Annotated in this window: 12 protein-coding genes and 1 pseudogene; 3 read left to right on the forward strand and 10 right to left on the reverse strand. The window is 59.8% G+C overall.

Features of this window, described 5'->3' with window-relative positions; genetic code table 11:
* Positions 1-10: 10 nt before the first annotated feature.
* Complete coding sequence (locus F2S13_RS04385; protein WP_343047269.1) at positions 11-334, reverse strand: GIY-YIG nuclease family protein; 324 nt, start codon at positions 332-334, stop codon at positions 11-13.
* Between the two features lie 455 nt (positions 335-789).
* Between F2S13_RS04385 and F2S13_RS04390 the strand changes: the two genes are divergently transcribed.
* Entirely contained in the window at positions 790-1578 is a 789-nt protein-coding gene (locus F2S13_RS04390) for a gamma-glutamyl-gamma-aminobutyrate hydrolase family protein (RefSeq protein ID WP_166359248.1), read from the forward strand.
* Here F2S13_RS04390 and F2S13_RS04395 read toward each other — a convergent pair.
* The 9 genes from F2S13_RS04395 to F2S13_RS04435 all read right to left on the reverse strand — a co-directional run bounded on the left by F2S13_RS04395 (position 1575) and on the right by F2S13_RS04435 (position 10320).
* Positions 1575-2045, reverse strand: coding sequence for a nuclear transport factor 2 family protein (locus F2S13_RS04395; protein WP_166359249.1), 471 nt, complete (start codon positions 2043-2045; stop codon positions 1575-1577). The genes F2S13_RS04390 and F2S13_RS04395 overlap by 4 nt on opposite strands.
* Positions 2046-2152: 107 nt before the next feature.
* On the reverse strand, positions 2153-3169 hold the full coding sequence (locus F2S13_RS04400; protein WP_218583816.1) for a tRNA (adenine-N1)-methyltransferase: 1017 nt from the start codon (positions 3167-3169) through the stop codon (positions 2153-2155).
* 178 nt (positions 3170-3347) lie between these two features.
* Entirely contained in the window at positions 3348-3635 is a 288-nt protein-coding gene (locus F2S13_RS04405; protein WP_166359251.1) for a DUF6124 family protein, read from the reverse strand.
* Positions 3636-4040: 405 nt separating this feature from the next.
* Positions 4041-5324, reverse strand: coding sequence for a CynX/NimT family MFS transporter (locus F2S13_RS04410; protein ID WP_246237751.1), 1284 nt, complete (start codon positions 5322-5324; stop codon positions 4041-4043).
* 12 nt (positions 5325-5336) lie between these two features.
* Complete coding sequence (locus F2S13_RS04415) at positions 5337-5990, reverse strand: FadR/GntR family transcriptional regulator (protein WP_166359253.1); 654 nt, start codon at positions 5988-5990, stop codon at positions 5337-5339.
* Positions 5991-6161: 171 nt separating this feature from the next.
* Positions 6162-6926 carry an amino acid ABC transporter ATP-binding protein gene (locus tag F2S13_RS04420; RefSeq protein WP_166359254.1) on the reverse strand — a complete coding sequence of 255 codons (765 nt, stop codon included), beginning with the start codon at positions 6924-6926 and terminating at the stop codon, positions 6162-6164.
* Between the two features lie 10 nt (positions 6927-6936).
* Positions 6937-8034, reverse strand: coding sequence for an amino acid ABC transporter permease (locus F2S13_RS04425; RefSeq protein ID WP_166359255.1), 1098 nt, complete (start codon positions 8032-8034; stop codon positions 6937-6939).
* A 10-nt stretch (positions 8035-8044) separates the two neighbouring features.
* Positions 8045-9226, reverse strand: a complete 1182-nt coding sequence (locus F2S13_RS04430) for an amino acid ABC transporter permease (protein ID WP_166359256.1) — start codon at positions 9224-9226, stop codon at positions 8045-8047.
* 65 nt (positions 9227-9291) lie between these two features.
* Positions 9292-10320, reverse strand: coding sequence for an amino acid ABC transporter substrate-binding protein (locus F2S13_RS04435; RefSeq protein WP_166359257.1), 1029 nt, complete (start codon positions 10318-10320; stop codon positions 9292-9294).
* A gap of 334 nt (positions 10321-10654) precedes the next feature.
* Between F2S13_RS04435 and F2S13_RS04440 the strand changes: the two genes are divergently transcribed.
* Together F2S13_RS04440 and F2S13_RS04445 are read left to right on the forward strand one after the other, a co-directional pair.
* Positions 10655-11311, forward strand: coding sequence for an alpha/beta hydrolase (locus tag F2S13_RS04440; RefSeq protein ID WP_166359258.1), 657 nt, complete (start codon positions 10655-10657; stop codon positions 11309-11311).
* A 102-nt stretch (positions 11312-11413) separates the two neighbouring features.
* Positions 11414-11639, forward strand: a pseudogene (locus tag F2S13_RS04445) (ATP-dependent RNA helicase RhlB); the annotation flags it as partial.

Here is an 11639-nt window from a genome sequence, read left to right on the forward strand (position 1 = left end):
GCCTACCCGCTCACGGCGATAACACAGCATCAAGTCCGGTGATCGGCGCGAACGACGCCACCAGGGCTTCCTTGGCGACTTTACGCAGCTTCTTGATCAGGCGTTCCTGGCGCAGGGCTTCACCCTTGTCGACACAGGCTTCGACATACACCAGGGCCACGGCCGGGCTTGAATGGAAAAACCGCGCGCCCTTGCCCCGTTGATGGGCGGCGAAGCGACGTTGCGGGTCATCGCTGATGCCACAGTAGAGCGAACCGTTTTCAGCGCGTACCAGGTACACGTACCAGGGTTTGCTGACGGGGTCGGGATTGGTGTTGATACTGGATTCGATCACGTTGCTGACAGGTAGAGGATTGCAAGGTTTCAGCTTAACGTTCCTGCCATCGCCCTGAATAGCGCTGTTCATGGCATAGCGCGACACACTTAAATTCTTGTCAAATATAATTGATTAAAAAACCCGTGCCGAGCTAGGCAGACCAAGGCTTTGGCAGCTAAACGCACCGCCTGCAGGGCAACGAGCGCGCAAAAACCCGTGAAAAAAAACACGGGTATTGTTTGACATATTTTACAGCTTTGGCAGACTGGTGCGCAGGTTCCGGCCACTATCAGGCCGGCTCGGGCAGACGACCATCGCGCCAGAGCACTCCCGGATTCCCCCGGATGCTGCCTCTGACCAGGGGTGTTGCCCAAGCCGCTCGTCCTGCGAGCGACTGTACGGAACCTGCTGAAAACAGGCCAAGAGCGCCTGCAAAAAAACACGACAGGTCCAGCCTGTCACCAAGGTGACGTATGTCAAACAGCAATACTGCAAACCCTTCCAAGAAAAACCGCAAACCCGTAGTACTGATGTCCATGGGCGCCCAGGAGCGCAAGGGACATGCCTACCAAGTAATGACCCACAAATACATCACGCCGCTGACCGATATCGCCGGTTGCGTCGCCGTGCTCGCGCCAACCTGCTGCGGCACCGACGACATCGAGCAATACCTGGACATGGTCGACGGCGTGTACCTGACCGGTGCCGGCAGCAACATCGACCCGGCCCTGTACGGCCAGGAAAACCTGACCCCGGAAAAAGCCCAGGACCGCGACCGCGACCTGTTCGACATTCCGCTGGTTCGCGCCGCCATTGCCCGTGGCCTGCCAATCCTCGGCATCTGCCGCGGCATGCAGGAAATCAACGTGGCCCTGGGCGGTGACATGTACCAGAAGGTCTACGCCGAAGATGGCTTCAACGATCACCGTGAAGACACCGACGAGCCGGTCGACGTGCAGTACGCCGAGAGCCACAGCATCGACCTGGTGCCGGGTACCTGGTTCGCAGATCTGATGGGCACCGACTCGATCATGGTCAACTCGCTGCACGGCCAGGGCATCAAGACCCTGGGCGAAGGCCTGGCGCCGCTGGCCCATGCCGAAGACGGCCTGATCGAAGCCATCCATGCCCCCGACCTGCCGCAGTTCACCTGCGCGGTGCAATGGCACCCGGAATGGCAAGCCAAGAGCAACCCGGACTCGGTGAAGCTGTTCACTGCCTTCGGCGAAGCCTGCCGCAAGCGGGTCGCGGAAAACGCTTAACGCCCCGCCTGAAATGCGCGTAGCCCTTTGAGCGCCTGCTGGTGCACCTTGCCCTGCACCAGCGGCGTCCATCCCAGCAGCAGGCCCTTGGCCCCCAAGGCCTGCCGCGACCAGCGCCATAGATCGAAATGATCGTGGTGTTCGCAAATCTTCCCATCGCGAAACAGAAAACGTGCCTGGATATCGTTGACCACCGTACGGCCGGTCTGGCTGAACAGATAGGTCGCGACCCAGTGGGCGCCGCCGCTGCGTTCGTTGCTGTTGACGCTGTCGAACGTCAGGGAGAAATCCTTGGCTCTGGATGCGAGCATGCGCCACATGTCACCGGCATCGCGCCCGCGCAAGGTGCCGAACGCCGGGTCGCTGAACACGATGTCATCGGTGTAACAGGCGACCATCGCCTCGGCGTCCAGGCGCTGGAAGGCTTCGTAGAAACGGGTGATCAGGGCGCTGTTGGCGTCGCTCATGAAGGGTCGTCCGTGCGAGTAAGAATATCCCCAAGATAATCTGCCCTTACCTGCAAAATCCATCAGCATTGATAGGGCGAATACGGCAGCTTTCAGTCACCTCTGCCTTAGTGATTGCTCTCCTCGAGAATCTTGATCTGGATACCCGCATTTGCGCTTCGTGCAGCGCGGCGTATTTTCCGATCGGAAATCGTTCTTTCGCCGACGGACGTCGGGGTCCATGCATTCAAGTCTTCCTGACTGAAGTTTGTTTTCGAGGGTTTGCGTTTAATTGCAAAATTTTCCACACCGTCCGCAAAGCGGCGGGTTATTAACAGGAACCCCGTGTGTGCAATCATTCGATGATCAGGACGCACAGCCAGCCCCTCAAGGTGCCAGCCACGCACCATCGACTCCCAGGCATCGGGTTCGGTGAAGCGTCCGTCTTCTCTGATGGCTTCCACGGTTCGCGATAACTGCGTCACGGTGGCTACGTAATTGATCCATACGCCTCCAGGAGCAAGCACTGTCGCGACAGCATCGAGGCATTCCCAGGGTGCCAACATGTCGAGCACAACTCTATCGATGCTGCCCGGTGCTTCATGCCTGACAACTTCATCCTGAAAATCGCCGATGGAGATATTCCAGGCCGGATGGGCACTGCCGAACATTGCTTCAACGTTTCCCCGAGCGATATCGGCAAACTCTTGCCGGCGCTCGAAAGAATGCAAGTAGCCATGATCGCCTACGGCCCGCAACAAGGATATTGATAACGCACCGGAACCCACACCGGCTTCGACCACCCGCGCCCCCGGAAAAATGTCGGCCATGGTGACAATCTGGCCAGCATCCTTGGGGTAAACAACGGCTGCGCCGCGTGGCATTGAAAGAACAAAATTCGAAAGCAGCGGCCTGAACACCTGATACTCAACGCCTTCGTTATTGCTGACGACAGTGCCTTCGACCTTGCCAATGACACTGTCATGGGCGAGGAAGCCCTTGTGGGTATGAAAAGCCTTGCCCGCTTCCAGGCCTATGGTGCTCATGCGTCCGCGCTCATCGGTTAACTGAACGCGCTCACCTACTCGAAAAGGCCCTCGGCGACGCGAGGCACCGACTGCCTCTTTTTCGGTTTCATGTTGCATCGCTATATACATTCCTTGTTATACAAATAAGTTTTTGTTAAGTCACCATCAAATACTACGCAACTTATACGCAACAGCGCGACAACACATATAAACGAATATGTGCCAACTTATTTTTGAATAGGAATGTAATACTTTTTCCTCGTTTCCACGCTCCGCGTGGGAACGAGGGGCCAGGTTAGCGATCGACTACTGCGGCGATCAATGCCTGTGCCGCATCGAGTTGCTGGATCAGGCCGAGCACCAGGGCTTTATCGTTGAGGTGCAAATGGTCCACTACATCCCAGGCGGTGGCTTCGGCGCATTCGATCAGGGTGGTGGCGTGGGCCAATGCATCATCAGCCGGGATGCCGCCGCGCACGGTGAACATGGGGATGCCGTTGCTGTCGACGGTGCCGAAGGGCTTTTCGGTGGTGGTGGTGAGCGAGGGGGATGATTCGGGCGGATCGGGGACTATTTTTATCATTTTCAGTCTCTTTATGGTGAAGCCGCCTTCCCTTCGCTGCGAAACGAATTAGGGTGGCAGCTATACGCGGGTTCGCAGACCGAGGAGACAGAAACTCGGCGCACCCGAAGATGCCCCACGTACAGCCGCCATAACAAAGGTTCAGCCTAAAAAAGCCGAACTTTGAAAATGAACGCTGTTGTTTCTGCTCATCAGGGCTGCGAAACCCGATCATTGAATTGTCAACGACCGCTCCACACTAACCATCAAAAAACCTAGGCGCAACAGCGTTTAAGGCGGGTTGATTATGATTAGGAAATGTCGTTCACGACATAACGAAATTGCTGACAGATGTATCCTAATCGCGGGCAAGCCCGCTCCCACAGGGGATCCTCGTTCCCACGCGGAGCGTGGGAACGAGGGTGCTCAAACCTTTTCACTTTCAACCTGCACATACAACGACCGCCCCGCCCCCAACCCGGCAACAATGGCACCCAGGCCAATCACCCCAAAGATCCAGCCCAAGGCATCCCAGCCGCCGGTAAGGTCATGCACCACCCCCACCGCAAACGGCCCCATGGACGCCAGCGTATAGCCCACACCCTGGGCCATGCCCGAGAGGTTCGCCGCCACATGGGAATCCCACGAACGCAGCACGATCAGGGTCAAGGCCAGGCTGAAGGTTGCGCCCTGCCCCAGCCCGAGCACCACGGCCCAGCCCCACAGCCCTTCGATCGGCGCATACAGGCAGCCGAACAACCCGGCCAGGGTCAGCAACATCACAATCAGGATCGCCGGGCGCTGGTCACGCCCGCGGGTCGCCAGCCAGGGTGCGGTCAGCGAGCTCGCCAGTTGCACGATCACCGAGCCGGACAACACCAGCCCTGCTTCGGTCGGCGTCAGGCCACGACCGATGAGGATCGACGGCAACCAGCCAAATACGATGTAGGCCAACGAGGATTGCAGCCCCATGTATAGCGTGACCTGCCAGGCCAACGGGTCACGAAACAACCCACGCACCCGGTAAGCCACTTGATGCGCGCCATGCCCTTGCTTGGCCTGCGGTAGCCAGAACAGGGCCGCCGCCAGCGCCGGCACCAGCCAGAAGCCCAACCCCAACGCCCAACTGCCGCCGAAATGTTCGCTCAACGGCACCGTGGAACCTGCGGCCGTGGCCGCGCCCAGGCACAGGGCCATGGTGTAGACGCCGGTCATGGTCCCGGCTTGTTTAGCGAAGTCGCGTTTGACGATGCCTGGCAACAGCACGCCAATCACACCAATGCTGGCACCGGCCAGGATGCTCCCGGCGAACAGGCCGAAGGTGCCCAATGAACTGCGCAAGGCGATGCCCGCCGCCAGCAACACCAGAATCCCCAGCACCACCCGCTCGCTGCCGAAACGCCGCGCCAGGATGGGCGCCAACGGCGCGAACAAGCCCAGGCAGAGCACTGGCAAGGTGGTCAGCAAGCCGGCCTGCGCTGCACTCAGGCCCAAGCTTTGCGAAACCTGGCTGAGCAGTGGCGCCATGCTCGACAGAGCCGGACGCAGGTTCAGCGCTACCAATACCAAGCCGAGCAACAGCAACCAGGGGCGTTTGAGTTGCACCGGCTGTTGTTGCACCTGCGCGTCATCGGCCTCGCAGTCGATCAAGAGCTCGTCGAGTTCGGGGGCTGGCCGGCTACTGGTCGCGGATGTGGCGTTGTTGGGCATGGTCATCTCAATTCAAGGTTCATCGATCAAGGTCCGGCACAGCGCCTTGGCCCGTTCCGGGTCACGCTGTTCGACGGCCTCGAGCATGTCGACGTGCAGGTCGAAGACCGACTGCCGTCGAGGTCCGTGGCTCAGGCTATGGCGCACGGCGGCCCCGACCACGCTGGAGAAATAGCGGTACAACTCGCTCAGGGTCGGATTGTGCGCGGCGTCGACAAGGCGGCGGTGGAACACCATATCGCAGGCGATGTAGCAATCCAGGTCGTGGTGGTAGTGCGCCTCGCTCTCCTTGAGCGCTTCGCGCAGGCCTTGCAGGTCCTGCTCGGTACGCCGCAGGGCCGCCAGGCCGATGGCTTCGGCCTCGATGATGTGGCGGGTTTCCCGGGCGTGCTCCAGCGAGCATTGGGACAAGGCCTTCATGGTGTCGAGCGGGTCGACATTGCCACGCAGGTAACTGCCGTCGCCCTGGCGCACTTCGATCAGGCCGGTGAACGCCAGCACGCGCATGGCTTCGCGCACGGTATTACGGCTGATGCCCAGCTCGGCGGCCAGTTCAGGTTCGGTCGGCAGGCGCTGGCCGATGGTCCAGGCGCCGTCGTTGATGCGTTGGCGCAGTTGTTCCAGGGCCTGGTCGACTAGGGAGCGTTTGATGAGGGGGGTTGGCATGGGTTCTCGCTTAACATCCAATCATCGGATGAATTTACAGAAAAGACTAAGCTGAAATTGAGCGCGAGGCAAATTGCATTGCCCCTTGCGACCGCGAAGCGGTCGTAAAAATTGGCCAGAAAAACAAAAAGCCCGGAACAAGTCCGGGCTTCCTTTCAACTCAACAACCCATCAATGCAAAATCTGACTCAAGAACAACTTCGTCCGCTCATTCTGCGGATTGTCGAAGAAGTCATGAGGCCCGGCCTGCTCGACGATCTCGCCCTTGTCCATAAAGATCACCCGGTTCGCCACCGTCCGGGCAAAGCCCATTTCGTGGGTCACGCAGAGCATGGTCATGCCGTCTTCAGCCAGGCCGATCATGGTGTCCAGCACCTCTTTCACCATTTCCGGATCGAGCGCCGAAGTGGGTTCGTCGAACAGCATGATCTTGGGCTTCATGCACAAGGCACGGGCAATCGCCACGCGCTGCTGCTGGCCGCCGGACAACTGCCCCGGGTATTTGTGGGCCTGCTCGGGAATGCGCACGCGCTCGAGGTAGTGCATGGCAATTTCCTCGGCCTGGCGCCGGGGCATCTTGCGTACCCACATCGGTGCCAGGGTGCAGTTCTGCAGGATGGTCAGGTGCGGGAACAGGTTGAAGTGCTGGAACACCATGCCCACTTCGCGGCGAATGGCCTCGATCTGCTTGAGGTCGTTGGTCAGTTCTACCCCATCGACCACGATGCGGCCCTGCTGGTGCTCTTCCAGGCGGTTGAGGCAGCGGATGGTGGTCGACTTGCCCGAGCCCGACGGCCCGCACAGGACGATACGCTCGCCCTGGCGTACGTTCAGGTTGATGTCCTTGAGCACGTGGAACTGGCCATACCACTTGTTCACGCCCTGCATCTGAATAATGCCTTCAGGGCCCACAGGCTGTTTGATCGCTTCACTCATGAGAAAACTCCTAACGCTTGTGGCCTGTATCCAGCTTACGCTCCAGATGCATGGAGTAGCGGGACATACCGAAACAGAAAATCCAGAACACCAGGGCTGCGAACACATAACCCTCGGTCGCCATGCCCAGCCACGCAGGGTCGGCAGCCGCCTGCTTGACGCTGTTGAGCAGGTCGAACAGGCCGATGATGATGACCAGGCTGGTGTCCTTGAACAGGGCGATGAAGGTGTTGACGATGCCGGGGATCACCAGCTTCAGGGCTTGCGGCAGGATGACCAGGCCCATGCTGCGCCAGTAACCCAGGCCCATGGCGGCAGCCGCTTCGTACTGGCCCTTGGGGATGGCCTGCAGACCGCCGCGCACCACTTCGGCGACGTAGGCGGACTGGAACATGATCACCCCGATCAAGGCCCGCAGCAGTTTGTCGAAGCTCATGCCTTCAGGCAGGAACAACGGCAGCATCACCGAGGACATGAACAGTACGGTAATCAGCGGCACGCCCCGCCAGAACTCGATGAAGGTCACGCAGACCACACGAATCGCCGGCATTTTCGAACGCCGCCCCAGCGCCAGCAAAATACCCAGCGGCAAGGCGCCGGCGATACCGACGGTGGCGATCACCAGGGTCAGCATCAGGCCGCCCCACTGGCTGGTCGGCACCACGTCCAGGCCCAGCATGCCGCCATGCAGCAGGGTGTAGGCCAGGATCGGGTAGATCACCAGGAAGCACAGCCCGTAGATCGCCTTGCGCGGGAAGCGTTTGATGAACAGCGGGGCAACGCCGATGACCGCCAGCCACACGGTCAGGTCCACGCGCCAGCGCAGGACCGGCGGGTAGTAGCCGTACATGAACTGGCCGAAACGCTGCTGGATGAACACCCAGCAGGCGCCTTCCTTGGTGCAGTCGGCGCGAGTAGTGCCGACCCAGTTGGCATCGAGGATCGCCCAGTGCAGCAGCGGCGGCACGACCAGGAAGATCAGGTAAACCGCGAACAGGGTCAGCAGGGTGTTCAGCCAACTGGAGAACAGATGCGCACGCATCCAGCCCAGCGCGCCTACGCTGGTCTTCGGAGCGGGCATGTCGGGTTTGAAGATATGAGTCGTCATGTGTTTTCCCTCACCGCTCGATCAGCGCAATGCGCTTGTTGTACCAGTTCATCAACAGCGAAATGCTGATGCTGATCGCCAGGTACACGCTCATGGTGATGGCAATGACTTCAATCGCCTGCCCGGTCTGGTTCAGCACCGTGCCGGCAAACAGCGAAACCATTTCCGGGTAGCCGATACCGGCCGCCAGCGAAGAGTTCTTCGCCAGGTTCAGGTACTGGCTGGTCAATGGCGGAATGATCACCCGCAGGGCTTGCGGAATGATCACCTTGCGCAGGGTCGGACCATTGCGCAGGCCGAGCGAATGGGCCGCTTCAGTCTGACCATGGCTGACCGACTTGATGCCCGAACGCACGATTTCGGCAATGAAGGCGGCGGTATAGACGGTCAGCGCCAGGGTCAGCGCCAGCAGTTCCGGGATCAACACCCAGCCGCCGATGAAGTTGAAGCCTTGCAGCTTCGGCGCTTCCCAATGCACGGGCACGCCGAACATCAGGCAGCACAAGGCGGGAATCAGGATAAACAGCGCGAGGCTGGCCCAGAATTTGTGAAACGGTACGCCGGTCTCTTCGAAGCGCTTGGTTGCCCAGCGGTTCAGCAGCACGATCGCGACAATGGCCACCACGATACTGGCGAGGAACGGCCAGAAGCCATCGGCCACCAGGGCAGCCGGCATGTTCAAGCCACGGTTGCTGACGAAGAAAGTGTCGCCGAAATTATGACTGTTGCGCGGCCCCGGCATGGTCAGGAATACCGCGAAGTACCAGAACAGAATCTGCAGCAAGGGTGGGATATTGCGGAAGACTTCCACATACACCGTCGCCAGCTTGCTGATGATCCAGTTCGATGACAGCCGGGCGACCCCGACGATGAAACCCAGGATCGTCGCCAGAATGACGCCGATGAAAGTCACCAACAGGGTGTTGAGCAGCCCGATGACGAACACCCGGGCATAACTGTCCGACTCAGTGTAGGAGATCAGGTGCTGGGCGATGCCGAAACCGGCACTGCGCTCCAGAAAGCCGAAACCGGAGGTGATGCCCCGGTGCTGGAGGTTGGTTTGAGTGTTGTTGAACAGGTACCAGCCCAACGAGACCACCGCGACAATCGTGATGATCTGGAATAGCCACGCACGCACACGTGGATCGCCTAGGCTGAGCCTCTGCTTGGGTGCGCCGATTTGATTTTGCATGAAGTGCCCCAGGAATAATGGAACAGAACATCACCCGGCGGTTGACCCGCCGGGTGACAGGACAATCAGCGCACAGGTGGTGCGTATTGAAGGCCGCCGTTGTTCCACAAAGCGTTCTGCCCGCGATCGATCGCCAGCGGAGTGCTCTTGCCCAGGTTCTTTTCGAAGATTTCGCCGTAGTTGCCGACTTGCTTGACGATCTGTACCGCCCAGTCCTTGCGCAGCTTCAGGTCCTTGCCGTATTCACCGTCGGTGCCCAGCAGGCGAGCCACGTCAGGGTTCTTGGTGGACTTGGCCTGCTCTTCGACGTTTTTCGAGGTGACGCCCATCTCTTCGGCATTGAGCATGGCGAACAGGGTCCACTTGACGATGGTGAACCATTCCTCATCGCCCTTGCGCACGACCGGGCCCAGAGGCTCCTTGGAGATGGTTTCCGGCAGTACCACGTAGTCGTTAGGGCTCGCCAGCTTGCTGCGCTGTGCGTACAGCTGCGATTTGTCGGACGTCAGTACGTCGCAACGACCGGATTCGAGCGACTTGGCGCTTTCGTCGGAAGTGTCGAAGGTGATCGGGGTGTACTTCAGGCCGTTGCCACGGAAGTAGTCGGAGACGTTCAGCTCGGTAGTGGTACCGGCCTGGATGCAGATGGTTGCGCCGTCGAGTTCCTTGGCACTTTTCACGCCCAGCTTGTTGTTGACCAGGAAGCCGATGCCGTCGTAGTAGGTCACGCCAGCGAACACCAGACCCATGCCCGAATCGCGGGAGCTGGTCCAGGTGGTGTTACGCGACAGCACATCGACTTCACCCGATTGCAACGCAGTGAAACGCTCCTTGGCGTTCAACTGGCTGAACTTCACCTTGGTGGCGTCGCCGAATACGGCCGCTGCCACGGCACGGCAAACGTCGGCATCGATACCGACGATCTTGCCGGTCGAATCCGGCACCGAGAAGCCCGGCAGGCCGTCGCTGACGCCGCACTGGACAAAACCTTTCTTGGTTACAGCATCGAGGGTCGCGCCCGCCTGCGCAAAACCGCTGACGCCCAGTACTGCTGCAGCAGTAACGACCGCCAGGGTGGTTTTCAACATCTTCATTCAGAACCTCCAGTTCGCTCTTGTTGTGTTCGAGCCCAGACTACGCCGCACCCTTATGAGGCGCATCAGACCCGTGTTGGCTTCTTGTTGGGTCAATCGGCGTATAAATGCTGTACTACGGCATCCTTGGACGGTGGATAGTGTTACCGTCGAAAACGCGTACCATCACATCCAGTGCTTCATAGCAAAGCCCGTACCACTCTGGGCTGCTAAAGCGATTCAGTGCACGTCAAGTGGAAAAGTTGTAGCCTTGCGACATCTTCTTCACTGATCGAACAAGCGCGCCCCAGGCATACGCACCCAATTAGAGCGCGCGCCCATTTCTGGAGCAGTTATGAGTAATCCAATGATTATTGAACCGGCGAATCCCGTCGATGCGTGTGTTATCTGGTTGCACGGACTGGGCGCCGACCGCTACGACTTCCTGCCAGTGGCCGAGGCCCTGCAGGAAAGATTGCTGACCACCCGCTTCGTGTTGCCCCAGGCCCCCAATCGCGCCGTGACCATCAATGGCGGCTATGAGATGCCGAGCTGGTACGACATCCTGGCCATGAGCCCGGCCCGTGCCATCAACCGCGAGCAGCTGGAAGAATCGGCCGATTTCGTCATCACATTGATCGAAGAGCAGCGCGCCAACGGTATCGACCCGTCGCGCATCTTCCTGGCAGGCTTCTCCCAGGGCGGCGCCGTGGTGCTGCACACCGCCTTCCTGAAATGGCAGGGACCGCTGGGCGGCGTAGTGGCGCTGTCGACCTATGCGCCCACCTTCCACGACCACTTGCAGCTGTCGGCAAGTCAGCAGCGCATCCCGGTGTTGTGCCTGCATGGTCAGTACGATGACGTGGTACAGAACTCGATGGGCCGCACCGCCTACGAGTTCCTGAAGGAGTGGGGCGTCACCGTTACCTGGCAGGAATACCCAATGGGGCACGAGGTGTTACCCGAAGAAATCCGCGATATTGGCGTCTGGTTGGGCGAACGTCTGCGCTGAAGTGCAATCTTCCTGCAACATACGGAGCAATCCACTACGCCGCGCCCAGTTCTTGCTTTACACTGGCCGGCGTACATTCCTTAACCAATTGATGAGATGACCGTGCTCAAAGCACTCAAGAAAATGTTCGGAAAAGGCGAGGCTGAGCAGCTCGCGCCCGACACCACCGCCAAGGTGAGCCAAGCTGCCGTCGCTGCCCCCAGCACCCCGCCTGCACCGACCGCCCCAGCCAAGGCCAGCGCCAGCCCCGCGCAGCCCCCGGCGCCAAGCGCCGAGCCCGCCACTGCCCAACGCCCACAACGCGAGCGCAAGCCACGGCCTGCCGCAT

The sequence above is a fragment of the Pseudomonas akapageensis genome (genome assembly GCF_011355085.1).
GTDB lineage: Bacteria > Pseudomonadota > Gammaproteobacteria > Pseudomonadales > Pseudomonadaceae > Aquipseudomonas > Aquipseudomonas akapageensis.

What these genes read in the sequence shown, in the direction of transcription:
- F2S13_RS04390 (WP_166359248.1), top strand. Translation starts at nt 790, where the DNA reads ATGTCAAACAGCAATACTGCAAACCCTTCCAAGAAAAACCGCAAACCC.
- F2S13_RS04430 (WP_166359256.1), bottom strand. Translation starts at nt 9,226, where the DNA reads ATGCAAAATCAAATCGGCGCACCCAAGCAGAGGCTCAGCCTAGGCGAT.
- F2S13_RS04420 (WP_166359254.1), bottom strand. Translation starts at nt 6,926, where the DNA reads ATGAGTGAAGCGATCAAACAGCCTGTGGGCCCTGAAGGCATTATTCAG.
- F2S13_RS04410 (WP_246237751.1), bottom strand. Translation starts at nt 5,324, where the DNA reads ATGCCCAACAACGCCACATCCGCGACCAGTAGCCGGCCAGCCCCCGAA.
- F2S13_RS04435 (WP_166359257.1), bottom strand. Translation starts at nt 10,320, where the DNA reads ATGAAGATGTTGAAAACCACCCTGGCGGTCGTTACTGCTGCAGCAGTA.
- F2S13_RS04425 (WP_166359255.1), bottom strand. Translation starts at nt 8,034, where the DNA reads ATGACGACTCATATCTTCAAACCCGACATGCCCGCTCCGAAGACCAGC.
- F2S13_RS04415 (WP_166359253.1), bottom strand. Translation starts at nt 5,990, where the DNA reads ATGCCAACCCCCCTCATCAAACGCTCCCTAGTCGACCAGGCCCTGGAA.
- F2S13_RS04405 (WP_166359251.1), bottom strand. Translation starts at nt 3,635, where the DNA reads ATGATAAAAATAGTCCCCGATCCGCCCGAATCATCCCCCTCGCTCACC.
- F2S13_RS04395 (WP_166359249.1), bottom strand. Translation starts at nt 2,045, where the DNA reads ATGAGCGACGCCAACAGCGCCCTGATCACCCGTTTCTACGAAGCCTTC.
- F2S13_RS04440 (WP_166359258.1), top strand. Translation starts at nt 10,655, where the DNA reads ATGAGTAATCCAATGATTATTGAACCGGCGAATCCCGTCGATGCGTGT.
- F2S13_RS04400 (WP_218583816.1), bottom strand. Translation starts at nt 3,169, where the DNA reads ATGCAACATGAAACCGAAAAAGAGGCAGTCGGTGCCTCGCGTCGCCGA.